This is a genomic window from Pseudomonas sp. TH37 (assembly GCF_016650735.1).
Taxonomy (GTDB): domain Bacteria; phylum Pseudomonadota; class Gammaproteobacteria; order Pseudomonadales; family Pseudomonadaceae; genus Aquipseudomonas; species Aquipseudomonas farris.
In genome coordinates this window covers 22,858-48,466 of record NZ_JAEKFD010000003.1, presented here as the reverse complement: position 1 = coordinate 48,466, position 25,609 = coordinate 22,858, and the positions used below count along the sequence as shown (strand labels likewise).

Here is a 25,609-nt window from a genome sequence, read left to right as displayed (position 1 = left end):
GCGAACGGGTCATCCTCGATGCCCATTTCTCAAGGATAGAGAGCATGAACCCGATCGAAACCCGCCCACTGCCCAATGCTGCCGACAAGGCAGCGCTCAAGGCAATCGCCACCAGCGTCATCCAGACGTGCCCCAGCCTGCAAGACACGGCGCACGAAGTTGCCAGTGACCTGCTGAAAAAATATGACATCGTCGACCTCGATCCGGATCAGGTGTACTTCCACCGATTCGACGCGTCCCAAAGCAGCTCGAAAGCCTTCACCGGTTGGGAACACGTCAAGGCAACGCCCACCAGTTCCATGACCCTGACGCAGCTGGTGATCCATCGCTTCCGCGTCGCTGACCAGGACAACGCCGACTTGCTGGATGTCTATGCGGGCTTCTATACCGTCGGCCCGAAAACTGGCGATTTCAATGAAACCAACGAAGTGCGCCTGCATTGCAATGAGGTTTTGAAGGACTTCTGGAGCATTGATTTCAGCACGCGCTATACCGATAAGCTAACCGCGTTCTGGAACGATTCCGGCACCGACTTCCGCACCCTGGCCAAGTGCAATTTTCTTATCAAAGCCCTGCAGGCGCGTGATAAACGCCAGTTGAGTGAAAAGGACTTCCAGTTCGTCACCAATACGGTCATTGGCCCGATTACCTGGCCTGTCAGCCTGCAGTTACTGCAATCACAACACCCCTGCGCTGACAGCGTTCGAACCCTGGATGTCGATGGCTACATGGCCAACAACATTCTTCGTTTTGTCGCGCCCAAGGGCCGGCAGATTGTTTACCTGCCCGGTGAAACCGACGCCTTTCAGGTGCTGGAAACCGCGATAGACATGCACTACTGGATGTTGCAGCGGATGAACACGGAAGATGCGCGCCAGGCGTTCATGACGCATTTTTCCCTGGCCGATCGCCAGACCGTCGCCGAGAACATCACCGATATCATGAACCGGCTGGTCAGCACCTGGGGCAAGTACGACCATCACCTGATCAATCAAAAGAACCAGGCTGTCACCGGCGATGCGTTCAGCTGGTTGGGCGACTCGACCAAAGCTGCGATGTTCGCCGAAGCCGAACTCTCGCTGACATCCAATGGCGATCTACGCAAAAAACTCTGGATCGGCTACCTCAGCGCGGGGGTGAGAGTGCTCGGTCCGATGGCGGTCGTCGGCTGGCCGATTGCACTGCCAGTGGTCGGCGCCAGCATCGTCAGCCTGGGCTTGAACATCGATCAGGCGGTCAATGGAAAAACCACCGAGGAACGCAAGGCCGGCGTCCTTGGCGCGGTGCTCAGCAGCATAGATTTGCTGTTTAACCTTTTAGTCCTCAAAGGTCCGGGCTCGCTTGAGGAAGTCGGCCCGGAAATCGACGCTGCCGAAGCGAAAGAAATGGCCGATCTGAAGGAATCGACACTACCTGTCAAAAGCCCGGGACTGACGCCGACCGAGGTCACCGTTGAAGCAGCGGGCGAGACCGAGCCTGCTGTGAAGGTGCCAGAGACTTTCAAGATCGATGTGTCACTCGATGACAATGCGCTGGTTCGTGAACCGGGCAAATTTCAAGGGACTTATCGCCTCGCGTCCAACCCTTCGAGCGCTATCAAGCTCAACGACAATGCTTATTACGTGCGCTATGAAACCAACATAAACGGCCGTGGTAGCTGGGCCATTGTCGACCCGGCCAAGCCCGATGCATTCTCGGGCACGATTCCCGTGCGCCTGGACGCCGAAGGCAAGTGGCAAATCATCCCGCGACTGGGGCTGAGGGGCGGCATGAACGTACCGCCCATCGCGACCGCTGGCGTATCAGCTGAACCCGTTGTAGAAGAATGGGCACGAACGCCGGGCATTCATGTGCCCGGGCTCGAAGACCCCGAGATGAGAGCCTGGGCACTCGGTGGGGCAGACGTTCGCGGCCTGTTCAGAAGGGTATGGACAATCGGCTCAATAGACGTGCGCAGTGTGCTCATGTCCGATGTAGATACAGTCGGCGCCCGTAGTGTATTCATGTCCCCTATGGACGAACTCACAGGCTCCTTGAGCGAGTTTGACCTGGCGCAGGAAGAACCTCGCAGCAACCTGGTCAGTGACGCAAAGGTGTATTACGAGCTTAATCCACCCAGTCCTCGTCTACCGATACCTACAGCACAACTGTTCGAAACGTCCACCAATCTGCTCGATGCTGCATTCGCGGGAAAGCCGGGGTTAGTCGTCGGTGAGAGTCAAGGCAGCATCGGCAGCAAACAGTTCCTGATCGATAACATGCCCGCGCTGGCCCAGCGCGGGGTGAAAACCCTGTACTTGCAGGAGCTGCTGGCGAACGCCAACCAACTTGAACTGGATGCCTTCGCGCGAACCGGCGAAATGCCGGAAGAACTGGAAAACTACTTGAGGAAACTCGACATCAAGGCCGGCAACGATCCCGATGGCAAATTCAATTTGCTCGCGCTGGTGAAAGCCGCCAATGCCCAGCACATTCGGGTTCAAGCTATCGACATGTCGACGACCTACAACATCAATAAAGATGCTTTTAACTGGGAATCGGATTACCAGATGGCCAGGAGTTTTTTTGCCAGCGAGGTCATCCACTTCAATGAAGAACTGAAAGAGCCGGCCAAATGGATTGCCCTGGTCAATCAGGAAAACATGGCGACGTTCAGAGGCTACCGGGGCATCAGCGAACAGACCGATGCCCTGAGCCTTCGTATCGATGATGTAGTGCCGGGGCAGGCACAACCCATCGGCTCCGATCCCGGGCTAGCAGTGGAATATGCAGACTATCCGGACTCCCCTGTTTATGACGTGTCAGACGGAACTGATTTCGACAGCATCCATGACCTGATCAAAGGCGACTGGCGCGTTCAGATGGAAACCCCATGGGCCTACCGGCCCCCGCAGGATCTGAGAGCGCTGTTGCCGGAGTCCGGAATGTTCACCTTTCAGCGCTTCAGAAGCAACGTGCTGGTGGTTTATCGCAACGCCAATAACGAAATTGTAGAGAGCTCCGTTAGATCGACACCCGGTGGAAGGCTCAACCTGGATACCCCGCTTCGGCCAGCCTATGAATCCATGACTGTGGACAACCTCGATGAACTCAAAGAGGCATTGACTGCAAAGGGGATGAAGCCGATGGGCTGGCCGGAAGTGGCTGGCGAGGTTGACGGAGCAGCATCGCTGATCGAAAACCTTCCTCGGTCGCTGCCTGAAATCCAACGATCGGGCATTCCAGACAACTGGCAGGCCAACGAACTGCTGGAGGACAAAACACCCGGCACCGATTCCGGAAAATTCCAGGGCATCTATCAACTCGACGCCAACCCTTCAACTGCCATCATGCTGGATGACACGGCCTATTACGTGCGCTACGAAGCCGACGTCAATGGCGGCGGCACTTGGGCCATCATTGATCCTGAACGACCGAACGCGTTTTCAGGATCTCTACCGGTACGCCTCAATGCTCAGGGCGAATGGGAGCTGGCCCCCCGAGCCGAACTCAAGGGCGGCGGCAACACGCAGCCAGGAACGTCCCAGGTCACTGTTCAAAATCCACCGCTGGCCACCCTGAGCCGTCCCGCCACTCGGTACGATGCTTCGGGCGGACTCCGTCTCAGAAAACTGGCGCTGGGCATAAGAGAAACTCACATCAAAATCATGCGCCAGCCCGATGGACATCTGCGCGGGATGTCCACTTACGACGAATACGTCGCAGCCCATCGCGCAAACCTGTCACGGGACGCCCGACAGTTCTTTTCCCGTAGTGGGTTAACTGGTTCATTGCCCGCGCGCCCGGCGCTTCCTGTCGTGACACCATCGACCACCGCCGCAGAACTGATTCCGGAGATTTTTAACGCCGCACCAGGCTTGGTCATCGGCGAAAGCCAGGATCGCATTGCCAGCATGCGGTTTCTTATCGAGAACATGCCGATCCTGGCCCAAAAGGAGGTCAAGACGCTCTATTTCCATCGCCTGCTCAACGATTTCAGTCAACTGGATCTCAATCAGTTTTTCAGAAGCGGGGAAATGTCCGACGACCTTGAGAAGTCTCTACGACAGCTGCAAAGCGATCCTTCCGGACGGTTCACGCCGCTTGAAGTGGTCAAGGTCGCTCAACACAACCGCATTCGAATACAGGCAACGGATTGTCTGGCGAGTTACCGCTACCCCGCCTCGCCACTTCCCGACATGCATGAACAAGCCATAAAAACCTACCTCACCCACACCATCATGCAGGCCAATGAATCGCTCAACGGGGCTGGAAAATGGGTGGTGCTGACGGATCAGGAAAACTTGAACACCTTTCGCGGTATGCCTGGCATCAGTGAAATGCAGGGCGGTATTGGTTTGCGCATTGAAGAGGTGCTACCGGAAGAAAACTTGCTGATCGAAACGGATCGGGGGATTGAGATAGGACGCGGTTTTGGCTCGCAACACGAATCCATTAGGGGAGATTCCGACACCCTGTTTGCCGACCTGAGTCTGCAGACGCCACTGCCCTTGCTCGAAAGGACACCGGAGGAGCTCGAGCGGCTGCTGTTCCGCCAAGGCATGTTCACTTTCGAGAAGTCGGACGGCGGTTGGACGCTGATTCATCGCGGAAGGGATGGCCGAATTGCACGAACACTGGTCGAGAGCACGGCAGACGGCAAGTATCTGATCAATCGCCCATCATGGACCGAGGTGCATCAGGTACCGTACGACGACATCGTCGAACTGTCCTGGGCCCTGAGCCGTATGGGCATGGACCTCGAAGGCCGCTTGCCGCTTTAACTCATCATCCGTTTCTACAAGGTACACAACCCCTGAAACGCAAAAAGCCCCCGATCTCTCGATCGGGGGCTTCTTTTGTCACTATCGTTTTGAGCCTGAGTTCACAGGCTCAATCACGATCATTCCCACTCAATGGTCGCTGGCGGCTTGCTCGACACGTCGTAGGTGACGCGGGAGATGCCTTCGATTTCATTGATGATGCGGCCGCTGACGGTTTCCAGCAGTTCGTAAGGCAGGTGTGCCCAACGCGCGGTCATGAAGTCGATGGTTTCCACGGCACGCAGGGCAACAACCCAGGCGTAACGACGGCCATCGCCGACAACGCCAACCGATTTCACCGGCTGGAACACCACGAATGCCTGGCTGACCTTGTGGTACCAGTCGGCCTTGCGCAGCTCTTCGATGAAGATGTGGTCGGCGCGACGCAGCAGGTCGGCGTATTCCTTCTTCACTTCACCGAGGATCCGCACACCCAGGCCTGGGCCCGGGAACGGGTGACGGTAGACCATGTCGTACGGCAGGCCGAGTTCCAGGCCCAGACGACGGACTTCGTCCTTGAACAGCTCGCGCAGGGGTTCAACCAGCTTGAGGTTCATTTCTTCCGGCAGGCCGCCCACGTTGTGGTGCGACTTGATCACGTGCGCCTTGCCGCTTTTCGCGCCAGCCGACTCGATCACGTCCGGGTAGATGGTGCCTTGGGCGAGGTACTTGATGTTATCCAGTTTGTTGGACTGGGCATCGAAAACGTCGATGAAGGTACGGCCAATGATCTTGCGCTTCTTCTCTGGGTCGCTTTCGCCAGCCAGGTTGTCGAGGAACTGGTCCTCGGCGTTGGCGCGAATCACTTTGACGCCCATGTTCTCGGCGAACATGGCCATCACTTGCTCGCCTTCGTGCAGGCGCAGCAGGCCGTTGTCGACGAACACGCAGGTCAGCTGGTCGCCGATGGCCTTATGCAGCAGCGCGGCAACCACCGAGGAGTCAACGCCGCCGGACAAGCCGAGCAATACGTTGTCGGTACCAACCTGGGCGCGGACCTGGGCGATGGCGTCTTCCGCAATCTTCGAAGGTGTCCACAGGGCTTCGCAGCCGCAGATGTCGAGGATGAAGCGCGAGAGGATGCGACCGCCCTGCTTGGTGTGGGTCACTTCCGGGTGGAACTGCACGCCGTAGTAGCCGCGAGCATCGTTGAACATGCCGGCAATCGGGCAGCTTGGGGTGCTGGCCAGGATGTGGAAGTCTTCCGGCATCTTGGTGACCTTGTCACCGTGGCTCATCCATACGTCGAGGCCGAACAGGCCATCGGCGTCGATATGGTCTTCGATGCCATCGAGCAGACGGCTCTTGCCGACCACGTCAACGCGGGCATAACCGAACTCACGCAGCTCGGAACCTTCGACCTTGCCACCCAGCTGTTCAGCCATGGTCTGCATGCCGTAGCAGATACCGAAGACCGGTACGCCCAGGTCAAACACCGCTTGCGGGCAGCGCGGGCTGTCGGCTACGTGCACGGACTCGGGGCCGCCGGCGAGAATGACGCCTTTTGGAGCGAATTCGCGAATCGCTTCGTCGTCCATGTCGAACGGATGCAGTTCGCAGTACACGCCGATTTCACGCACGCGGCGGGCAATCAGCTGGGTGTACTGGGAACCGAAGTCGAGGATCAGGATGCGGTGGGCGTGAATGTCGAGGGCCATGTGGTCAGTCTCGTCTATGCAGTTCGGTGAAGAGAATCAGAAACAACTCGGGGCTGAAAACAGCCCCGGTTACTTAACTTATTGCTGGAAGCCTCAACCTACGCGGTAGTTTGGCGCTTCTTTGGTGATTTGCACGTCGTGAACGTGGGACTCGGCCATGCCAGCGCCGGTGATCCGCACGAACTCAGGCTTGGTGCGCATTTCTTCGATATCGGCGCTACCGGTGTAGCCCATGGAAGAACGCAGGCCGCCCATCAGTTGATGGATGATGGCGCTCAGGGTGCCCTTGTACGGAACACGCCCTTCGATGCCTTCCGGAACCAGCTTCTCGGCGCCTGCCGAGGAGTCCTGGAAGTAACGGTCGGAGGAACCTTGAGCCTGGGACATGGCGCCCAGCGAACCCATGCCGCGGTAAGCCTTGTACGAACGGCCCTGGAACAGTTCGATTTCGCCTGGCGCTTCTTCAGTACCGGCAAACATCGAGCCCATCATCACGCAGGAAGCACCGGCAACGATGGCCTTGGACAGGTCACCGGAGAAACGGATGCCGCCGTCGGCGATCAACGGAACGCCAGTGCCTTCAAGGGCAGCGGCGACGTTGGCGATGGCACTGATTTGCGGGACGCCGACACCGGCGACGATACGGGTGGTGCAGATCGAGCCAGGGCCGATACCGACCTTGACTGCGTCAGCGCCGGCTTCGGCCAGGGCCTTGGCGGCAGCGCCGGTGGCGATGTTGCCGCCGATGACCTGCACTTCAGGGAAGTTCTGCTTGACCCAGCGAACGCGGTCGATCACGCCTTTGGAGTGACCGTGAGCAGTGTCGACCACTACTACGTCAACACCAGCGTGAACCAGGGCAGCTACGCGGTCACCGGTGTCTTTACCGGTACCGACTGCAGCGCCAACGCGCAGACGACCTTGATCGTCCTTGCTGGCCAGTGGGTAGGCCTTGGCTTTTTCGATGTCGTTGACGGTCATCATGCCTTTGAGGGCGAATTTGTCGTCGACGATCAGCACGCGTTCGATACGGTGCTTGTGCAACAGCTCACGGACGTCGTTCTTGTCGGCGCCTTCCTTGACCGTGACCAGACGCTCTTTAGGCGTCATCACTTCACGGACGCTGGCGTCCATGCGGTTTTCGAAACGCACGTCACGGGAAGTGACGATGCCGACCAGGTCGCCATCGTGCAGTACCGGAACGCCGGAGATGTTGTGCAGGCGGGTGAGTTCGAACAGTTCACGAACCGTGGCGTCAGCCTCGATGGTGATCGGGTCCTTGACCACGCCGGCCTCGTACCGTTTGACCTTACGCACTTCGGCAGCTTGCTGCTCGATGGTCATGTTCTTGTGGATGATACCGATGCCACCTTCCTGAGCCATGGCAATTGCCAAACGGGCTTCAGTAACGGTGTCCATGGCAGCAGAAACCAGTGGAATATTCAGCTCGATGCCACGGGTAAGGCGGGTCTTGAGACTGACTTCGTTAGGAAGAACCTCGGAATAACCGGGCACTAAAAGAATGTCGTCGAAGGTCAGAGCTTCTTGGCTGATACGCAGCATCGCGGGGGCTCCCGAGCGGGAAAATGGAAGCGCGCCATTATAGTCAGACACCCCCTCGGGTTCAATGTAAAACTCTGTCTATTATTGGCATTACTGACATACGGAAAAACGACGTCTCTGTAGGAGCTGCCGAAGGCTGCGATCTTTTGACTTTGATTTTCAAAAACAAGATCAAAAGATCGCAGCCTTCGGCAGCTCCTGCAAAGGCGCCCGCGTTCAGAGTTCGACCTTGACCCAGCTCACAGGTTGATCCAGCCAATCGGCAAATTCGTCGATAAAGCTCTGCTTGAACCCGGCCTCGAGCCAGTTGTTGAAGATGAAGCCCAGGTTGGAAAAGCCGCACTCCTGCAAGAACAGAAACCCGTTGATGTCGTCTTCATGCCCGCATTCAGGGCACGTGAAGTTATCGGTGCGCCCCGGCATCCACTCTTCCAGGCTTTCGAACAGCGCTTCGCCGATTTCCTTGCGGCACTCGGCGCAGCCGGCCTCTTCGAGAAATCCCTTGGCCGGTGTATAGATGCAGCGCTTGGTGATGATTTCCAGACCATTGACCGGCTCGCCGAACGGCAGCGCTTCAGGGTGCAGGACCACCGCACGGGCGCCGTCGGCGATGGCGTGGGCCATGCGATTGCCGGTGCGACCACAGGTGGTCAGTTCTTCTTTAATGATGTTCTTGCGCACCAGCCAACGCACGACCGCCCGGGCCCGGGGTTCGTGCACCGGCAGGGTGGAGATTTTCGGGACGATGATGCTTTGCGAGTTCATGGTGCAAGCCTACTGCGTCAAAAGGATGTTCTGCGGTGTTCGTCCTGACGCCATCGCGGGCAAGCCCGCTCCCACACGATCTCGGTTGTAAACACATTTGTGCTCACCTGAGATCCTTGTGGGAGCGGGCTTGCCCGCGATGGCGTCAGGACGGCCGGCAGCTTAATCCCTGACGAAATCCGGTCAAGTACTCAAATAGCGCCCGATCAAGGCAATCCCGCTGGCCAGTACCAGCCAGGTCACCAGCCGCACGAATGCCTCGCGGGACAATTTCATGATCAACCGCCGACCGATCCACAACCCCAGCGCCATCGCCGGCAACAAACACAGCGCCAATACCAACAAGGGTAGCTCGGCATACACACCGGCGACGGCAAACAGGCTCAAACGCACCACGGTGCTGCAACTGATCAGCGCACTCTGGGTTGCCCGGGCTGCGTCCTTGGGCAGCCGACTGTTCAAATAGATCGCATATAAAAAGCCGCCACTGCCAAACAGCGCCCCGAACATCCCGCCCACCGTGCCCATCGGCACCGCCCACCCGGCGGACAATTGCGCCGGACGGGTTTTAATCCACAGGCTGTAAATCGCATAGGCACTGATAAACAGCCCCATCAACAGCAGCAAAACATCGGATTTCAGGTTCAGCAGAAATATCACTCCCAACGTGCAGCCTACCGCCATACATGGCAGCAGCCGCAGCAATTCGGGCCTCGCCACATCCCGTCGCGAGGGCAGCAAATTGCCGAACGCCGCGACGAAGTCCAGCAGCACCAGCAGCGGCACGATTTTCGACAGCGGCATGAACAGGATCAGAATCGGCCCGGCCACCAGCGCGGTGCCAAAACTGGCGATGCCGAACACGATGTAGGCCAGGGCAACGCCCAACCCGATCACCAGCCAATCCACCGCCACCCACGGCCATTGGTTTAACAACTCCAGCACACTCATCGTCACGGCTTCCTTTAATTTCTGTGATGACTTTAGCCAGCGCCGAGCGTTGCGACTAATATCTTCAAGGTCATCTACCCATCTCAAAAAGGCATGCCTCGTGCTTTCAACCCGTCAATTGCGCTACTTCGTGGAAATCGCCGAGAGCGGCAGCTTCAGCGCTGCAGCCGAACGACTGTTTATTGCTCAATCCGCCTTGAGCCGGCAGATCAAGGACATGGAAACCCGTCTGCAAACGCCGCTGTTCGAACGCACCGCGCGCCAGCCCCGTTTGACGGCGGCAGGTGAAGCCTTTTTGCCTCGGGCGAGAAACCTGCTGAACGAACTGACCAAGGCCAGCGAAATGGCTACTCAGGTGGGCACCGGTCAACTCGGCGTGTTGCGCCTGAGTCACTCCAGCACGGTGCCCATGAGCGGTCGGCTGTTGCGAGGCATCAGCGTCTATCTGGATCGGCACGCCGGTGTGTCCATGGACATCGTCAAACTGTCCTCCGAGGCGCAACTGGAAGAATTGGCCGAAGGTCGCCTCGATGTGGGCCTGTTGCGCCTGCCGGTGCTGCGTCAGCGTGAAGGGGTGCAGATTGTTCCGCTGTACAGCGAGCGCCTGTTGCTGGCGGTGCCGCCGAATCATCGGTTGGCTGTGGATAAGTCCGCGCAAGGCATCGATCTGGCGCAGTTGAAGAATGAAGCGTTTATTTCCATCCCTCATCCACAGCGTGGCGGCCTGAGCTATCTGTCCGCCGAGTTGTGCATGCGCCAGGGGTTCTTTCCCCAGGCGGCGCGGGTGGTGTCGCGCAAAACCACGCAACTGCAATTGATCCAGGCCGGATTCGGCATCGCGCTGCTACCGGAATCGATGCAGGACATCGCACCGCCGGATATCCACTTTCTCCCCTTGGCCGACCCCGATTGCCAAAGCACCGTCGCCCTCGCCTATCGGCAGAGTCCCACTGCGCTGGTTCAGCAATTCGTTGAGCACTTCACCCAATCGGCGTAGGAGCTGCCGAAGGCTGCGATCTTTTGATCTTCAGCAATTTCAGCCTCGCCGAAATTCAAGATCAAAAGATCGCAGCCTGCGGCAGCTCCTACAGGGGATCGTGCATTGCGCAGGAGATTGCCTTTATCATGCGCCCCATGATTAAAGATCCCTTTGCAAGACTCGGCCTGGACCGGGAAGTCCTGACTGTCAGCCAGCTCAACGGCCGCGCGCGGGTGTTGCTCGAAGACGTGTTCAGCAACATCTGGGTCGAAGGCGAAATCTCCAACCTCGCCCGCCCGGCGTCCGGCCATGTGTATTTCACCCTCAAGGACAGCGGCGCCCAAGTGCGTTGCGCGCTGTTTCGGCAGAACGCCGCGCGGGTTCGCCAGGCGCTGAAGGACGGCTTGGCGGTCAAGGTTCGCGGCAAGGTTTCGCTGTTTGAAGGCCGTGGCGATTACCAGCTGATTCTCGACACAGTGGAACCGGCCGGTGACGGCGCCCTGCGTCTGGCCTTCGATGCGTTGAAGGAAAAGCTCAGCGCCGAAGGCCTGTTCAGTGCCGAGCGCAAAGTGCCGCTGCCAGCGCACCCGCAACGCATCGGCATCATCAGCTCGCCCACCGGCGCGGTGATCCGCGACATCATCAGTGTGTTCCGCCGCCGCGCGCCGCAGATCCAACTGACGCTGATCCCCACCGCCGTGCAAGGCCGCGAAGCTACCGCGCAGATTGTCCGCGCGCTGAAACTGGCGGATGCCCGCGGTTTCGACGCGTTGATCCTGGCCCGTGGCGGCGGTTCGCTGGAAGACCTCTGGTGTTTCAACGAAGAAGCCGTGGCCCGCGCCGTGGATGCCTGCGCGACGCCGATTGTCAGCGCCGTCGGCCACGAAACCGACGTGTCGATCAGTGACTTCGTCGCCGACGTCCGCGCCCCGACACCGTCCGCCGCGGCCGAACTGCTCGCGCCGGACTCCAGCGATCTGGTGCGTCGTGTCGAAAGTCTGCACCGGCGCCTGGTGATGCGCATCCGCGACCGCTTGATGCGCGACCGGTTGCGTCTGGAAGGCATGGCCCGGCGCCTGCGTCATCCTGGCGAACGACTGCGTCAGCAAGCACAACGCCTGGATGACCTGGACATGCGCATGCGCCGCGCTTTCGAACGCAGCCTCAATACCCGTCGCGAACGTTTGATCCGTCTGGAAACCCGCCTCGCTGGCCAACATCCGGGGCGGCAATTGGCGTTGCTTCGCCAGCGCCTCGACAGCCTCGCCGAGCGCCTGCCCCGAGCCATGCGTGAAGGGCTTAAATCCCGCCGGCTGCAACTGCAAAGTCAGATGCAGACGCTGCATGTGGTCAGCCCCTTGGCGACCCTCGCGCGTGGCTACAGCATTCTGCTGGACGAGCGCGGCAACGCGATTCGTAGCGCCGCGCAGACCCATACCGGCCAACGCCTGAAAGCCAAACTGGGCGAAGGCGAGCTGCAAGTGCGCGTCGAAGACAATCACCTGACGCCTGTCACCCTTTCTTTACTGGATTGATCCATGCCGCGTTTTTTAGCTCCGCTGCTGTTGCTGTGCCTGACGTTCAACGCCCACGCCGACAGTTACATCACCCGCCTGTTGAACAAACCGGTGCCGGGGGGCGTGGCGGTGGTGGATCTGGGCAGCTCCGCCCAGGCACCCAAAGCCAGCTATCAAGGCAAACCGGTATTGGTGGTCAAGGAACAGAACAACTGGCTGGCCATCGTCGGCGTGCCGCTGACCGTCAAACCGGGCAGCCAGTCGCTTAGCAGTGGTGGTCGTAACCTGAGCTTCACCGTCGGCGGCAAGAAATACCCGGAACAGCACATCACCCTGAAAAACACTCAGCAGGTCAATCCGAACCCGGAGAATCTCAAGCGCATCGAGGGCGAGCTGGCGGAGCAGATCCAGGCCTACCGCAGCTTCAGCCCGAACACCCCGAGCAATCTGCTGCTGGACAAACCGGTCAACGGGCCGCTGTCGAGCAAGTTTGGCGTGCGCCGCTTTTTCAATGGAGAAGAACGCAATCCCCACGCAGGCCTCGACTTCGCGGTGCCTGCCGGCACGCCGATCAAAACCCCGGCCGCCGGCAAGGTGATCCTGATTGGTAACTACTTCTTCAACGGCAATACGGTATTCGTCGACCACGGCCAGGGCTTTATCAGCATGTTCTGCCATATGTCGAAGATCGACGTGAAGGTCGGCCAGCAACTGGCCCGTGGTGGCGTGGTCGGCAAAGTCGGCTCCACCGGGCGCGCGACCGGGCCGCATATGCACTGGAACATCAGCCTGAATGATGCGCGGGTGGATCCGGCGATTTTTATTGGGGCGTTTCAACCGTAAATAGTTGTTGAGACTACCGGCCTCTTCGCGGGCAAGCCACGCTCCCACAGTATTTGTGTCGTACACAAAATCTGTGAACGACACAAATACTGTGGGAGCGTGGCTTGCCCGCGAAGGCAATGTCACAGGCGCCGCTTATTCCGCCTCCAGATCCTCAATCCCATGGACTTCCCGGTGCGCCAGCCGCTCTTTGATCCAGGTTTGAGTTTCCTGCGAGAAACCAGCCAATTCTTCAGATGTGATCAGCTCATGAGCACACAGCCCCAGCAAATGAGCAGGCGCCTCATTGCGTGAGTGACTGAAAACGCCAAACGCCCAATACAGCTCCTGCTGACCGGCCTTCAGCCTTTCTTCACTGGCTTCAATACGCTCATAAGGCGCCAGGCTTTTATCCAGCACCGTGCGCTCGACCTCCTCCATGATCCGGATACACATCCGCTCATGGGCTACCGGACGCAGTGCGCTATAGAGCTTCCAATCCGACTCGTTCATTGCCAACTCCTGCTTTCTGGTCGTCTGGTTGAGGCTTTAAGAATAGCTGCGTCGACCGAACTGCAATCGCCAACCTTCAATTGCGCATCGCTCAAACCTCGCGCAAACATCAATACAATCCCTGCCATTCACCGCAACAAAATCTCAATAAACTCGACTTTTCGAGTATTCCTCTCAATTTTTTTCGACTGCTTGCCATCCTTTCCCCCCGCGGTTAGGGTTGAAGGCATGAAAACCTCTCACACCCTCATTCAGCTTCGCCAGCACCGCAGCCTGTGCCTCGTCAGCGCACGACTGCCAGGCTGAATCGCGGTGCCTCGTCTTACGCTTTATCCCCAGAACATTTGATCCACCGGCAGGCCGCCTTTTTTCGGCCCACACAATAAGGATTTTCCGATGAGCATGCTCAAAGACCCGTCTTCGAAATACCGCGCGTTCCCGACCATCGATATCCCGGACCGCACCTGGCCATCGAAGACCATCACCGCAGCGCCGATCTGGTGCAGCTCGGACCTTCGTGACGGCAACCAGTCGCTGATCGAGCCCATGGACGCGGTCAAGAAGCTGCGTTTCTGGAAAACCCTGGTGCAAGTCGGCGTGAAAGAAATCGAAGCCTCGTTCCCGGCCGCTTCGCAAACCGACTTCGACTTCGTGCGTACGCTGATCGAAGACGGCCACATCCCGGACGACACCACCATTCAGGTGCTGACCCAGGGCCGTGAAGACTTGATCGCACGTACCTTCGAATCCCTGCGCGGTGCCAAGAAAGCCATCGTTCACCTGTACAACGCGACCTCCCCTTCCTTCCGCCGCATTGTCTTCAACCAGGACAAGGACGGGATCAAGGCCATCGCCGTGAACGCCGCCAAGCTGTTCGTCAAATACGCCGCCCAGCAGCCGGAAACCGAGTGGACCTTCGAGTACTCGCCAGAAACCTTCAGCGCCACCGAACTGGAATTCGCCAAGGAAGTCTGCGACGCGGTGATCGAAGTGTGGAACCCGACGCCTGAGCACAAGGTGATCCTCAACCTGCCTGCCACCGTCGAATGCGCCACCCCGAACATCTATGCCGACCAGATCGAATGGTTCGGCCGCCACATCAACCGTCGTGACAGCGTGATCATCAGCCTGCACACCCACAACGACCGTGGCACTGGCGTAGCCGCCACCGAACTGGGCCTGATGGCCGGCGCCGACCGTGTCGAAGGTTGCCTGTTCGGCAACGGCGAGCGGACCGGTAACGTCGACCTGGTGACCGTGGCATTGAACCTCTACACCCAGGGCATCCACCCTGAACTGGACTTTTCCGATATCGACGGCGTGCGCAAAGTCGTCGAAGAATGCAACCAGATCCAGGTGCACCCACGTCACCCGTATGTCGGCGACCTGGTTCACACCGCGTTCTCTGGCTCGCACCAGGATGCGATCCGCAAGGGCTTCTCCCAGCAGAAACCGGACGCCCTGTGGGAAGTGCCGTACTTGCCGATCGACCCGGCTGACATCGGCCGCAGCTATGAGGCGGTGATTCGCGTCAACAGCCAGTCGGGCAAGGGCGGTATCGCTTACCTGCTGGAACAGGAATACGGCATCAACTTGCCGCGCCGCATGCAGATCGAGTTCAGTCAGGTCGTACAGCGTGAAACCGATCGCCTGGGCCTGGAGATGACTGCCCAGCAGATCCACGCGCTGCTGCACAGCGAGTACTTGCAGGCCAACACCCCGTACGCGCTGGTCAGCCATCGTTTGCAGGAAGAAAACGGTCACAGCGCCGTGGAAGTGGAAGTCTCCAGCAAAGGTCAGGGTGAAACCAACCTGCACTGGCGTGGCAAGGGCAACGGCGCTCTGGAAGCGCTGGTGGCCGGTCTGCCGATCCCGGTGGAAATCATGGACTACAACGAACACGCCATCGGCGCGGGCACCAATGCCAAGGCAGCGGCCTACATTGAACTGCGGGTGAATGGTGAGCGTGCGGTGCACGGCGTCGGTATCGATGAAAACATCACCACCGCCAGCTTCAAGGCCCTGTTCAGCGCGCTGAACCGCTCCCTGAGCCAGCCGGAAGCGAAAGCGGCGTAAGTCTGCGCGGCAATGCAAAAGGCCCCGGGGTGTGAACCTCGGGGCCTGATCGTTCCCACGCTCTGCGTGGGAACGATCAGTTACGTGAACTCGAAGGTATCCGCATCCAGATTCGCCGGAAACCGTGCGCGATAAGCCGCCAACTCCGCCGCGTCCAGAACAACCTTGAAGACCCCATCGGCATCGCCTGCGCTGAGCAACGTCTCGCCCTGAAAATCCAGCACCTGACTGTCACCGGTATACGCAAAGCCTTTGCCATCAGTACCGATGCGGTTCACCGCCGCCACATAGCAAAGGTTTTCGATCCCCCGTGCCGGCAGCAGACGGTTCCAGTGCTGGCGCCGGGCGCCCGGCCAATTGGCGGTGTACAGCAATAAGTCGGTGTCTTGAGGGTCGCGGCTCCAGACCGGGAAACGCAGGTCGTAGCAAATCAGCGGCCGCACTCGCCAGCCCTTCAATTCGAACTGCACCTGACGCTCGCCCGGGGTGAAATGGTTGTGCTCGCCCGCCATGCGGAACAGATGACGCTTGTCGTAGTGCCACACCTCCCCGTCCGGCCGCGCCCACAACAGACGATTGCGATGACTGCCGTCAGGCACCTGAACGATGATGCTGCCGGTGATCACCGCATCCAGTTTCGCCGCCTGAACCCGCAGCCATTTACTGGTGGGGCCATTTTCCGGCTCGGCGAGGGTTTCCGATTCCATGGAGAAACCGGTGGTGAACATCTCCGGCAGGATGATCAGGTCAGCGCCGCGAGCCTGTTCCAGCAAGGGCTCGAAATGCTGCAGATTGGCTTGACGATCATGCCAGGCCAGAGTGGTCTGGATCAGCGCAACATTCAGATTGGGCAGAGCACTCAGATCACGCATAGTTTTGCCGCTGCTTCACGCAGGGTCTCCTCGCGTTTGGCAAAGCACAGGCGCACCAGGCGCTGGCCGACCGGTGGAGTCTGGTAGAACACCGAGATCGGGATGCTCGCGACGCCATGTTCGCGGGTCATCCACAGCGCCATCTCGACGTCATTGAGGTCCGGGCGAATCTGCGAGTAATCGACCAGCTGGAAGTAAGTACCGGCCACGCGGGTGAAACTGAAGCGTGACGGTGTCAGCAGATCGCAGAACAGATCGCGCTTGGCCTGATAGAAGTCCGGCAACTCTTCGACGTGTTCCGGGTGCTCGGCCATGTAATCGGCCAAGGCATATTGCAACGGCGTCACGCCGCAGAAACTGACGTACTGGTGAACCTTGCGCAGCTCTGCGGTGAGGGCTGGCGGCGCCACTACATAACCGGTTTTCCAACCGGTGACGTGGTAGGTCTTGCCGAACGAACTGACCACAAATGCGCGTTGATAGAGCTCTTCGTGGGCCAATACGCTGACGTGAGGCACGCCATCGAATACCAGGTGCTCGTAGACTTCGTCGCTGATCACATAGATGTCGCGGTCGCGGATCAACGCCGCCAGTTGATCCAGCTCGGCACGGCTGATCAGTGCTCCGCTGGGGTTGTGCGGGGTATTGAGGATAATCATCCGCGTGCGCGGCGTAATGGCCTCAGCGAGCTTCTGGAAGTCGATGGCAAAGTCTTTCAGGCCCAGTTGCACATGCACGCAACGGCCACCGGCCAGCTCCACCGAAGGTTCATAACTGTCGTAGGCCGGATCAAACACGATGACTTCGTCACCGCTATGGATCACCGCCTGAATGGCGCAGAAGATTGCCTGAGTCGCGCCGGGGGTGACCGTCACTTCATTGTCGGCATCGACATGGGCGCCGTAGCTGCGAGCGATCTTTGCTGCAATCTGCTGACGCAACACCGGCAAGCCGGTCATCGGCGAATACTGATTGTGACCACTGGCGATATGCCGACCGACTGCATCGCGCAGGGCCTGCGGGCCGTCGAAATCGGGAAACCCTTGAGACAGATTGATCGCCCCGGTTTGCGCCGCGAGCTGAGACATCTGCGTGAAGATAGTGACGCCGACATTCGGCAGCTTACTGGTGATCATCGGTGATTCCCCGGCTCTACACCCGGCTCTACGACGGCACGGGAGAGCTCGAGAATAGCCCAAACGGCGCCCATAAAAAAAGGGCGCCAACCGGCGCCCTTCTTCTAAAACATTCACCGCATAACCTGTGGTGAGCGGGCTTGCCCGCGTTGGGTCGCGAAGCGGCCCCAAAACCTGTAATCGAGGTGCTTCTGATGAAACCCATTGATCGATTTGCGACTGCTTCGCAGTCGAACGGGGGCAAGCCCCCTCGCCACAAATGCGCCCACACCAGCGGCGTGGGCGATCCGTGAATCAGCGCTTGTCGCGGCGCTTTTTGTCGGCCTTTTTGTGGTGCGACATCATGCGGCGTTTCTTGTTGACCTGGCGGTCGGTAAGCGAGTTCTTGTTGCCTTCGTACGGGTTCTCGCCGCCCTTGAACTCGATGCGGATCGGCGTACCGACCAGCTTTAGCACACGACGGTAAGTGTTTTCCAGGTAACGGACGTAAGACTTCGGCACCTTCTCGATCTGGTTACCGTGGATCACGATGATCGGCGGGTTAGCACCACCCAAGTGGGCATAACGCAGTTTGATCCGGCGGTTGTTGACCATCGGTGGCGCGTGCTCGCCAACCGCATCTTCCAGAATCTGGGTCAGGCGGTTGGTTGGCCAGCGGGTGACCGCAGACTTGAACGAGTTCTGTACGGAGGCGTAGAGGTTGCCCACGCCCGTGCCGTGCAGGGCCGAGATGAAGTGAATGTCGGCGTAGTCAACGAAGAACAGTCGACGTTGCAGCTCGACCTTCACGAAGTCGCGCTCGCTCGGCGTCATGCCGTCCCACTTGTTGATCGCGATCACCAGCGCACGACCCGACTCAATGGCAAAGCCCAGCAGGTTGAGGTCGTGGTCCACCACGCCTTCGCGGGCGTCCATCACGAAGATCACCACGTTGGCGTCTTTGATCGCCTGCAGGGTTTTGACCACGGAGAATTTTTCGACTTCTTCGTGGATCTTGCCGCGCTTGCGCACACCAGCGGTGTCGATCAGCGTGTACTTCTCGTCGTTACGTTCAAACGGGATGTAGATGCTGTCGCGAGTGGTGCCGGGCTGGTCATAAACGATAACCCGGTCTTCACCGAGCATGCGGTTGACCAGGGTCGACTTGCCGACGTTCGGGCGACCGATGATTGCGATCTTGATACCGTCTTTTTCGCTTGGGCCAGGAATGCGCTTGGCTTCCTCACCTTCGGCAACGATCTCTTCTTCGCCTTCTTCCGGTTCTTCTTCGTCTTTCGGGAAGTCGCTCAGGGCGATTTCCAGCATCTGGGTGATGCCACGACCATGAGCACCGGCGATCGGGATCGCGTGGCCCATGCCCAATGGGGCGAATTCGGCGCGGGCCATTTCAGGGTCGATGTTGTCGACCTTGTTGGCAACCACGTAAGAACGCTTGTTACGCTTGCGCAAGTGCTCGGCGATCATCTGGTCGGCCGCGGTGAAACCGGCCTTGGCATCTACCAGGAATAGAACGACATCTGCTTCTTCAATGGCCAGCAGCGACTGCTCGGCCATTTTTTCGTCCATACCGTGCTCGTCACCGGAGATACCGCCGGTGTCGACCAGAATGTAGGAACGCCCTTGCCACTTGGCCTCACCGTACTGGCGATCACGGGTCAGACCGGACAAGTCGCCGACGATAGCGTCGCGAGTCCTGGTCAGGCGGTTGAACAAGGTGGACTTGCCGACGTTCGGTCGGCCCACCAGGGCGATTACGGGAACCATGCGGCTCTCCACTTCGTTATTTCAGAAAATACAAAAGCCGCTGCGAGGCAGCGGCTGGTGCTCGGGGCAGCGCCTGTAAGCACTGCGAGCCCCGCAGAACGGGGCCGCTTGGGGGTTAAACCCCAAGCATAGTCTTTACTTAATGGTCAGGGCTTCCAGTTTGCCACTGTTGCCATACAGATAAATCGTGTCACCCACCACCAGCGGACGGGCACGCAGGCCGTCACTGTCGATGCGCTCGCGGCCGACGAAACGACCGTCCACCTGACTCAGCAGGTGCAGGTAACCTTCCATATCACCGACTGCAACATAGCTGGAGAACACTTCCGGAGCCGACAGTTGACGGCGGGCCAGTGAATCGTTGCTCCACAAAGCAGTGGTAGAACGTTCGTCGACGCCTTCAACAGTGCCTGCGGACAGGCTCACGTAGACGCTGCCAAAACCCTGGGCAACGCCGGCATAGCTGGAAGCATCACGCTGCCAGAGTTGACGACCGCTTTCCAGGTCCAGTGCCGCGACACGACCCTGGTAGCTGGCGACGTACAGTGTACCGCCGGACAGAAGCAAGCCACCGTCGATATCGACCACACGCTCCAGTTCCGAACGACCTTGTGGAATCGCTACGCGTTGTTCCCATACCGGCACGCCGTTGGAAACATCCAGAGCAACCACTTTACCGGTCGACAGGCCAGCCACCGCGAGGCGGTTGGTGACGATCGGTGCGCTGGTGCCGCGCAGGGTCAGAACCGCCGGCGTGCTGTCATACAACCAGCGCTGGTTGCCGGTAGCGGCATCCAGGCCGATCAGACGGTCATCCTGGGTCTGAACCACAACAACGTCACCGTTGGTGGCCGGCGGCGCGAGCACTTCACTGGTCACGCGAGCGCGCCATTTCTCTTCACCGCTGCTGGCGTCCAGGGCAACGATTTCGCCCTTGAGCGTGCCGATCATGACCAGACCGTAACCCACGCCAACGGCGCCGGAGACAGGCAGTTCGAGATCTTTCTTCCATTTGACGTCGCCATTGCTGCGATCCATCGCCATCACCACACCGGTGACGTCGGCAGCATAGATGGTATCGCCATCGATCGCCGGAACCAGCATGTTGTAGGTTTCGCCCTGACCGTCACCGATCGAACGACTCCACTGCTTTTGCAGAACCACTTCTTCTTTGAAGTCGGTCAACTCGGCCGGTGGCAATTCTTTTTTGCTGTTGCTGCTGCAACCCGCGGCCAATATGGCCAGAGCCAGCAATGCTGCATGTTTCCAACGGATCACGTCACGCATCCCCTTTGGCCAGGTCGTCCAGCTTGATTTGTAGGCCACCGACCGCCGCTTCATCCGACAGTGCCGCCTTGGCTTTTTGATACGCCGTGTTCGCTTCGTCGGTACGACCCAACTGCACCAGCAGGTCGCCTTTGAGTTCTTCGCGAGTGGCCAGGAAGGCTTTGTCGGCATCGCCTTCGAGCAGTTTCAGGGCTTCATCGACCTTGTTCTGCGCGGCCAGTACCTGCGCCAGGCGCTGACGAGCAATTTCGCCGAGTGCCGGATTGGCCGGTTTGGCGACAATGGCTTTCAGCTCGCTGGCTGCGTCGTCCAGCTTGCCGCTGTCGACCGCGACTTTCGCCACGAACAGGCTGCCGTATTGCGCGTAAGCGGTGCCGCCGAACTCGCTGTTGAGCTTGCCGGCCAGATCCGAAACACGTGCAGCATCAGGCTTGCCATCAGGCGTCAGCGTAGTTTCGAGCAATTGCTGATAGAGAATCGAGGCGCCTTGCGACTGATTGCTCTGATACTTCTGAAAGGCCTGCCAGCCGAACACGATGACCAGCGCCAACAGGCCGCCAGTGACCAGGGGCTTGCCGTTGCGTGTCCACCAGTCCTTCAACTCCGCCAGATGTTCGTCTTCGGTACTCGACACCCCAATACTCCTTAATCGCTAAATCGGCTGTTTGACAGCTTCAACCCTGCACGACGCAGGTGGCCAGGTGTGCAGCAAGCGCATCCCAGGCAATGCTTTGTTGTTCGCCCTGGCCACGCAGGGGTTTGAAACCTACCACTTGCTGGGCCATTTCGTCCTCACCGAGAATCAATGCGTACAGCGCACCGCTCTTGTCGGCTTTCTTGAACTGGCTTTTGAAGCTGCCGGCGCCGGCATTGACTTGCAGGCGCAGGTTGGGCAATTGATCACGAACACGCTCGCTCAGGGCCAGACCGGCCAGCTCGGCGGCTTCACCGAAGGCGCAGAGGTAGACATCGACCTGACGGGAGATCTCTTCGGGAATCTGCTCCAGGGTTTCAAGCAGCAGCACCAGACGCTCGATGCCCATGGCGAAACCAACGCCTGTGGTCGGCTTGCCGCCCATCTGCTCCACCAGACCGTCGTAACGACCACCGGCACACACGGTGCCTTGGGCGCCCAACTTGTCGGTGACCCATTCGAAAACGGTCTTGCTGTAGTAATCCAGCCCGCGAACCAGCTTCGGGTTGATCACATAAGGAATGCCCGCGGCGTCCAGACGAGCCTTGAGGCCCTCGAAGTGCACGCGGGATTCTTCGTCGAGGTAGTCGGCCATCTTTGGCGCGTCGGCCAACGCCGCTTGAGTGTCGGGGTTCTTGGTATCCAGAACCCGCAGCGGGTTGGTCTTCAGACGGCGCTGGCTGTCTTCGTCCAGTTGATCCAGGCGAGCGGACAGGTACTCGACCAGTGCTTCACGATAACGACCACGGGATTCGCTGGTGCCCAGGCTGTTGAGTTCGAGCTTGACCGCATCGCGGATACCCAGCTCGCCCCACAGGCGCCAGGTCAGCACGATCAGCTCGGCGTCGATGTCCGGACCGTCGAGGTTGAAGACTTCGCAACCGATCTGGTGGAACTGGCGATAACGACCTTTCTGTGGACGTTCGTGACGGAACATCGGGCCGATGTACCAGAGTTTCTGCACCTGACCGCCGCCGGTGATGCCGTGCTCAAGCACCGCACGCACGCAGGCCGCCGTGCCTTCAGGGCGCAGGGTCAGAGAATCGCCGTTGCGGTCGTCGAAGGTGTACATCTCTTTTTCGACGATGTCGGTCACTTCACCGATGGAGCGTTTGAACAGCTCGGTGAACTCGACGATCGGCATGCGAATCTGCTTGTAACCGTAGTTATCCAGCAAACGCGAAACAGTGCCCTCGAAATGACGCCACAGGGGAGTCTGCTCGGGCAGGATGTCGTTCATGCCACGAATGGCTTGCAGAGACTTACTCACTTAAAATCCTTAAATTCATTCGGCTCTTTAGTCAGGGTCAGCCGCGAGCGATTACAGCTGCGTCGGCTTCGACCTTTTCGGCCGCTTTCTGACGGATCAAGCGTTCAAGCTCATCCACCAGATTGTCATTCGTCAGTTTCTGCGACGGCTTGCCGTCGATGTAAATCAGGTTTGGCGTGCCGCCGGTCAAGCCGATATGGGCTTCCTTGGCTTCGCCCGGCCCATTGACCACGCAACCGATCACCGCGACATCCAGCGGCACCAGCAGGTCTTCAAGACGCCCTTCCAGCTCGTTCATGGTTTTGACCACATCGAAGTTCTGCCGCGAGCAGCTCGGGCAGGCGATGAAGTTGATGCCACGGGAACGCAGGTGCAGGGATTTGAGAATGTCGTAGCCGACTTTCACTTCCTCGACCGGGTCGGCCGCCAACGAGATGCGAATAGTATCGCCAATCCCTTCGGCGAGCAGCATACCGAGGCCCACGGCGGATTTCACCGTGCCTGAACGCAAACCACCGGCTTCGGTGATGCCCAAGTGCAGCGGCTGGACGATTTCCTTGGCCAGCAAGCGGTAGGCGGCGACGGCCATGAATACGTCGGAGGCTTTCACGCTGACCTTGAAGTCCTGGAAATTCAGGCGCTCGAGGTGTTCAACGTGACGCAAGGCGGACTCGACAAGCGCAGCGGGAGTCGGCTCGCCATATTTCTTTTGCAGGTCTTTTTCCAGGGAGCCGGCGTTGACGCCGATGCGGATCGGAATCCCCCGATCACGGGCAGCATCGACCACCGCACGCACGCGGTCTTCACGACCGATGTTGCCCGGGTTGATCCGCAGGCAATCGACGCCCAGTTCGGCTACGCGCAAAGCGATCTTGTAGTCGAAGTGGATGTCGGCCACCAACGGCACTTTGACCAACTGCTTGATCTTGCCGAAGGCTTCGGCGGCGTCCATGTCCGGCACGGAAACCCGCACGATATCGACGCCAGCGGCTTCCAGACGGTTGATCTGGGCCACGGTGGCGGCCACGTCATTGGTATCGCTGTTGGTCATGCTCTGCACAGCGATAGGCGCATCGCCGCCCACGGGCACGTTACCGACCCAGATTTTGCGGGATTCGCGACGTTTGATTGGAGATTCGCCGTGCATGACTTATTGACCCAACTTCAGGCGAGCAGTCTCGCCACTGGTGAACGGAGCGACATCAACCACCTGCCCGTTGTAGCTGACCTGCGCGCCACGGGCGAAGCCCAGACGCACGGAAAAAGGCGGTTTGCCGCTGACAGTAACATTTTCGCCTTTACGCTTGAGACCACTCAACAGCACCTTACCCGTGCCATCGGTTACTTGCGTCCAGCAATCGGCGGTGAATTGCAGTTGAACCTGGCCTTGGCCAGCCACCGTGGCTGCTGGAGCCGGGGCAGTCGGAGCAATCGGTGCAGTAACAACCGGTGCCGGTACAGCGGGAACAGCCGGGGCTGGTGTCGCCGGTGTCGCGACAACCGGAGCAGTGCCATGGGCCGCAGGCGTTACTGCTGGGGCCGCTGGCGCTGGAACCGGTGCGCTCGTTTCGGCACTGACTGACTCCTCGGCCGAAGTCTCGGACTGAGGCAGCGCAAGAGGCGTTTCACCTTCAGCCTGACCTTGAGCAACAGCCTGGTCTTCCGGTTCGTCCAGTGGATGGATCTGGGTGGTGCCGTCGGCGCCTTCGACTTCAACGTGTTCCGGAGCCAGGCCGGTCAGGTCCTTGGTGCGCAATGAGGTTTGATCCTGCCACCAGACAAAACCACCGCCAATCACTGCGAGCAGCAACAGCAGGCTGACAATTCGCAAAATGGTGTGGGAAACCCGAACCGGCTCTTCGATACGCCCCAGGCTGTGGACGTTGCTGCCTTGGGAGTCGGTGCCGGTGGATTGGTCGAACTGCTGGACCAGAACGGTTTGGTCCATGCCGAGCAATTTGGCATACGCGCGAATATAGCCACGGGCAAAGGTGTGCCCAGGCAGCTTGTCGAAAGCGCCGGCTTCCAGATTACTCAGGGAATTGACGGTGAGGTTGAGCTTGAGGGCCACTTCGGCCAGCGACCAGCCATTGCTTTCGCGGGCCTGGCGCAAAGTCTCACCGGGGTTAACGCGATTCGCTGCTACAACTTCGGGATGCGCCGCTTTCATCATTGCTCCGACAGGTATTGCTGATATTCCGGCGTACCGGGATAGAGTCGTTTTAATTGCAGGCCAAAACTGGCGGCCTTGTCGCGATCTTCGAACACTTTTGCCAGCCGAACGCCGAGCAATAGACTACGTGCATTTTGTTCGGTGAGCAGGCTAAAACGGTCGTAATAGTCACGCGCGGGCACATAATGCCTGTCTTCGTAAGACAACTCAGCCATTTCCAGCAATGCACGTGGCTGTTGGCGATTCAAACGCAGGGCTTTTTCCAGTTGCTGGCGGGCCAGATCACGCTGGCCAAGCTTTGAAGCGGTCATGCCCAGGTTTTCGAAAACCCGTGAACGCTCAGGATACAGGGTATCGGCGGCGGCCTGTTCGAAGCGTTCGTAAGCCTCTTTGTAACGTTTCTCTTCGAAAAGAAAACTGCCGTAGTTATTCAGGATTCGCGCATCGGCGGGACGCGAAGACAGCGCCTTGCGAAAATGCTGATCGGCCAGTTCCGGCTCCATCTCGGCCTGGAACACCAGCCCCAAGGCCGCGTTGGCGTCAGGATCCGAGCTATCCAGGTCCAAAGCCTTCTTTAACGGGACTTTGGCACGCTCGGTCATGCCCTGCTGCAGATACCCCAGGCCCAGCTGCACGTAGGCGGCACGCGCTTCATCACGGCCCTTGCTGGTCTTCATCGGGTTGAAATCGCCCGACAGGACACAACCAGCACAGAGGCTGGCCAACAGCACAAGCAGCGCGAAGCGCAGGGACATAGAGATCCTCTC

The 25,609-nt window shown here is 59.1% G+C and carries 19 protein-coding genes; 5 read left to right on the top strand and 14 right to left on the bottom strand.

Features of this window, described 5'->3' with window-relative positions; translation table 11 throughout:
• Window positions 1-44: 44 nt before the first annotated feature.
• Window positions 45-4,763 (top strand): membrane-targeted effector domain-containing toxin, encoded by a 4,719-nt coding sequence (locus JFU11_RS09550; RefSeq protein WP_201060493.1) that lies wholly within the window; start codon window positions 45-47, stop codon window positions 4,761-4,763.
• 119 nt (window positions 4,764-4,882) lie between these two features.
• Here JFU11_RS09550 and guaA read toward each other — a convergent pair whose 3' ends face one another.
• From guaA to JFU11_RS09530, 4 genes are all read right to left on the bottom strand, one after another.
• Window positions 4,883-6,460, bottom strand: a complete 1,578-nt coding sequence (gene guaA, locus JFU11_RS09545; protein WP_007903619.1) for a glutamine-hydrolyzing GMP synthase — start codon at window positions 6,458-6,460, stop codon at window positions 4,883-4,885.
• A gap of 93 nt (window positions 6,461-6,553) precedes the next feature.
• Entirely contained in the window at window positions 6,554-8,023 is a 1,470-nt protein-coding gene (gene guaB / locus JFU11_RS09540; RefSeq protein ID WP_123358100.1) for an IMP dehydrogenase, read from the bottom strand.
• A 216-nt stretch (window positions 8,024-8,239) separates the two neighbouring features.
• Window positions 8,240-8,788, bottom strand: a complete 549-nt coding sequence (locus JFU11_RS09535) for a hypothetical protein (RefSeq protein WP_038981758.1) — start codon at window positions 8,786-8,788, stop codon at window positions 8,240-8,242.
• A 183-nt stretch (window positions 8,789-8,971) separates the two neighbouring features.
• Window positions 8,972-9,739: a sulfite exporter TauE/SafE family protein gene (locus tag JFU11_RS09530; RefSeq protein ID WP_201060492.1), complete on the bottom strand. Its 768-nt coding sequence runs from the start codon at window positions 9,737-9,739 to the stop codon at window positions 8,972-8,974.
• 100 nt (window positions 9,740-9,839) lie between these two features.
• Between JFU11_RS09530 and JFU11_RS09525 the strand changes: the two genes are divergently transcribed.
• From JFU11_RS09525 to JFU11_RS09515, 3 genes are all read left to right on the top strand, one after another.
• Window positions 9,840-10,736, top strand: a complete 897-nt coding sequence (locus JFU11_RS09525) for a LysR family transcriptional regulator (RefSeq protein WP_201060491.1) — start codon at window positions 9,840-9,842, stop codon at window positions 10,734-10,736.
• A 137-nt stretch (window positions 10,737-10,873) separates the two neighbouring features.
• Entirely contained in the window at window positions 10,874-12,253 is a 1,380-nt protein-coding gene (gene xseA / locus JFU11_RS09520; protein WP_201121292.1) for an exodeoxyribonuclease VII large subunit, read from the top strand.
• Between the two features lie 3 nt (window positions 12,254-12,256).
• Window positions 12,257-13,078: a peptidoglycan DD-metalloendopeptidase family protein gene (locus JFU11_RS09515; protein WP_201060489.1), complete on the top strand. Its 822-nt coding sequence runs from the start codon at window positions 12,257-12,259 to the stop codon at window positions 13,076-13,078.
• 135 nt (window positions 13,079-13,213) lie between these two features.
• Here the strand turns inward: JFU11_RS09515 and JFU11_RS09510 are convergent, their stop codons facing one another.
• Complete coding sequence (locus JFU11_RS09510; RefSeq protein ID WP_201060488.1) at window positions 13,214-13,570, bottom strand: hypothetical protein; 357 nt, start codon at window positions 13,568-13,570, stop codon at window positions 13,214-13,216.
• A 396-nt stretch (window positions 13,571-13,966) separates the two neighbouring features.
• On the opposite strand from JFU11_RS09510, the gene leuA reads away from it, so the two are divergent.
• Window positions 13,967-15,646, top strand: coding sequence for a 2-isopropylmalate synthase (gene leuA / locus JFU11_RS09505; protein WP_050681792.1), 1,680 nt, complete (start codon window positions 13,967-13,969; stop codon window positions 15,644-15,646).
• 80 nt (window positions 15,647-15,726) lie between these two features.
• Here leuA and JFU11_RS09500 read toward each other — a convergent pair whose 3' ends face one another.
• From JFU11_RS09500 to pilW, 9 genes are all read right to left on the bottom strand, one after another.
• Complete coding sequence (locus tag JFU11_RS09500) at window positions 15,727-16,518, bottom strand: amidohydrolase (protein ID WP_201121280.1); 792 nt, start codon at window positions 16,516-16,518, stop codon at window positions 15,727-15,729.
• On the bottom strand, window positions 16,506-17,654 hold the full coding sequence (locus tag JFU11_RS09495) for a pyridoxal phosphate-dependent aminotransferase (protein ID WP_123719419.1): 1,149 nt from the start codon (window positions 17,652-17,654) through the stop codon (window positions 16,506-16,508). The genes JFU11_RS09500 and JFU11_RS09495 overlap by 13 nt, the downstream gene beginning before the upstream one ends.
• Window positions 17,655-17,948: 294 nt before the next feature.
• Entirely contained in the window at window positions 17,949-19,418 is a 1,470-nt protein-coding gene (der, locus tag JFU11_RS09490; protein WP_038981746.1) for a ribosome biogenesis GTPase Der, read from the bottom strand.
• Window positions 19,419-19,553: 135 nt separating this feature from the next.
• Entirely contained in the window at window positions 19,554-20,705 is a 1,152-nt protein-coding gene (bamB, locus tag JFU11_RS09485) for an outer membrane protein assembly factor BamB (RefSeq protein ID WP_032830306.1), read from the bottom strand.
• Complete coding sequence (locus JFU11_RS09480; RefSeq protein ID WP_007903605.1) at window positions 20,698-21,339, bottom strand: tetratricopeptide repeat protein; 642 nt, start codon at window positions 21,337-21,339, stop codon at window positions 20,698-20,700. The genes bamB and JFU11_RS09480 overlap by 8 nt, the downstream gene beginning before the upstream one ends.
• Window positions 21,340-21,379: 40 nt before the next feature.
• On the bottom strand, window positions 21,380-22,669 hold the full coding sequence (gene hisS / locus JFU11_RS09475) for a histidine--tRNA ligase (RefSeq protein ID WP_052967496.1): 1,290 nt from the start codon (window positions 22,667-22,669) through the stop codon (window positions 21,380-21,382).
• Between the two features lie 37 nt (window positions 22,670-22,706).
• On the bottom strand, window positions 22,707-23,816 hold the full coding sequence (gene ispG, locus JFU11_RS09470) for a flavodoxin-dependent (E)-4-hydroxy-3-methylbut-2-enyl-diphosphate synthase (protein ID WP_007903603.1): 1,110 nt from the start codon (window positions 23,814-23,816) through the stop codon (window positions 22,707-22,709).
• Window positions 23,817-23,819: 3 nt separating this feature from the next.
• Window positions 23,820-24,839 (bottom strand): RodZ family helix-turn-helix domain-containing protein, encoded by a 1,020-nt coding sequence (locus JFU11_RS09465; RefSeq protein WP_123719421.1) that lies wholly within the window; start codon window positions 24,837-24,839, stop codon window positions 23,820-23,822.
• Complete coding sequence (gene pilW / locus JFU11_RS09460; protein WP_007903601.1) at window positions 24,839-25,597, bottom strand: type IV pilus biogenesis/stability protein PilW; 759 nt, start codon at window positions 25,595-25,597, stop codon at window positions 24,839-24,841. Before pilW ends, JFU11_RS09465 begins: the two co-directional genes overlap by 1 nt.
• Window positions 25,598-25,609: the final 12 nt, after the last annotated feature.